Source organism: Bartonella sp. CL162QHHD, assembly GCF_042195435.1.
In the GTDB taxonomy this organism is placed as follows: Bacteria; Pseudomonadota; Alphaproteobacteria; order Rhizobiales; family Rhizobiaceae; genus Bartonella.
The window spans coordinates 1-1,840 of the sequence record NZ_JBHIOG010000095.1 but is presented as its reverse complement, the minus strand read 5'-3'; the positions used below and the strand labels follow the sequence as shown (position 1 = coordinate 1,840).

At 36.2% G+C, this 1,840-nt stretch carries 3 protein-coding genes; all 3 read right to left on the bottom strand.

Annotated elements, in window-relative coordinates; all coding sequences use genetic code 11:
* A partial coding sequence (locus ACFILD_RS09615; protein ID WP_375665216.1) for a DnaB-like helicase N-terminal domain-containing protein occupies positions 1–773 on the bottom strand: 773 nt, incomplete at its 3' end.
* A 282-nt stretch (positions 774–1,055) separates the two neighbouring features.
* Positions 1,056–1,373, bottom strand: coding sequence for a type II toxin-antitoxin system HicB family antitoxin (locus ACFILD_RS09610; protein ID WP_006590330.1), 318 nt, complete (start codon positions 1,371–1,373; stop codon positions 1,056–1,058).
* Positions 1,363–1,635 (bottom strand): toxin HicA, encoded by a 273-nt coding sequence (locus ACFILD_RS09605; protein WP_273791602.1) that lies wholly within the window; start codon positions 1,633–1,635, stop codon positions 1,363–1,365. The genes ACFILD_RS09610 and ACFILD_RS09605 overlap by 11 nt, the downstream gene beginning before the upstream one ends.
* Positions 1,636–1,840: the final 205 nt, after the last annotated feature.

The following is a 1,840-nucleotide window of genomic DNA, read 5'->3' as shown; positions in this document are numbered from 1 at the left end:
ACAATACCCCCTTCATTGGCTTGGCTGTTATCATGACGCTTGCAAGCATTGGCAATATTAAAAGCAATATTGGTCGCCAGTGAGGTTTTACCCATACCAGGGCGCCCCGCAAGGATAATCAAATCAGATGCTTGTAACCCTCCCATTTTCTCATCAAGTGTTTTGATATGGGTAGCTATCCCTGAGAGCCTTGAGGAACGCTTTTTCGCTGCACTTGCCATGTTAAGTGCTTTTGCAATGGCTGTATTAAAGTTTTCAAACCCACCCCCATATTTTCCCTTTTCTGCCAATTCAAACAACTGATTTTCAATCGTTTCAATTTGTTGTGATGTTGTAAGTTCTACAGAAACATCATAAGCTCTATTCACAACTTGAGTGCCAAGGTTAATTAAAGAGCGTCGGATAAACAGATCATAAATGACGCTTCCATAATCTTTAGTATTAATGATTGTGACTGCCTCGGTAGCTAAACGCACCACGTAATTATATACAGTGATGTCACCAATTTTCTCATCATTTTCAACAAAGGGCTTAATAGTAATGGGATCTGCAACTTTTCCACTTTGAATAATTTGTGAAATGATATCAAAAAGCCTTTGATGCAACGGTTCAAAAAAATGCTCTGCTTTTAAAAAATCAGAAACGCTATCAAGAGCATTATTATTGATAATGATAGCACCCAGCAAAGCTTTCTCTGCTTCAATATTATGGGGCAGTTGACGAAAAGAAGATTGTTCTTCTGTTTGAAAAGAAGGTAATTTAACAGCGTTCATTTTATTCATTATGATTTAAATTGATTTGATAAATGATAATTATAAATCACTGAATCTACAGTGTGAATCCCATTTTTATTTTACTTAACAGCTTGCGTTTTGATACGTTTTGTGCAATAAAGAGATGTTCTTTTATATTTCGATTGGTTATTTTAATCGTTTATTTAGATCGCTAGCTGTTTTGATAATAAAAGCCGTGTCTTAAAGGACGCGGCTTTTTTTATGTAAATTCTAAGCAACATAAATAAGGGGCGGAGGGTATCTTCTGGTCGTATAGACTTTTCAAAGCTTAGAAGAAATGTATCTATTCAAGCTTACACCATTTTCGGCAGCTTGTATTGCAAGTTTTCTATGGAGTTCTGGTGGGATTCTTAATTGAAACTTACCACTATATTTACCATGCGACAAAGGCACAGGAACTTCTTCTCCGTTATGTTGCATGTCCTCAACAACTTCTGAAACAAGATCCATAATGCCTTTTAAAGCCTTCTCTGCTTGAGATGCTAACCATGAAAGGGATGGGAATTCTGCACACAATCCGACATATTCCTGATCTTCTTGCGACCACAAAACACGATATGTATAATGATTACTGTTCATGTTTTATCCTTTCTATCGCTTGCAATACTTGTTTGACTTGGTAGGCTTTTGCCTTATTGCCAGAATCTTTTTGAATATTCACACGCGGGTCACCAAGCCACGGGGTTTTAAACACAAAGTGACTCGTACCACTGTTCCGTGGTTCTCCAAAAAAATGTACACACACAGCCAACAAATCTGAAAACTTAATGTTCCTTGGTGATGCTTGCATCAAGCTGATTATTTTTTCAACTTTATTGTTCATAACCAATAATAGTATCACTATTAATCCTAGTCAATCATTTTATAAACCTTCCTAGTTAATCATTTTAAATCTATTGAATAGAGGCTTTTATGTATACAAGAAAAACTATCAGAAAAAGTTTTGTTGCGTTAAACAAAAAAAGAAAGCCGTGTCTTAAAGGACGCGGCTTTTTTGCTATAAAGCAGCCCCCCGCGCCGTTATTTTATTTACGCTGCTTTATTTT

Excerpts from the sequence above, each read along its gene's own strand:
- ACFILD_RS09610 (WP_006590330.1), bottom strand. The coding sequence starts at position 1,373 with ATGAACAGTAATCATTATACATATCGTGTTTTGTGGTCGCAAGAAGAT.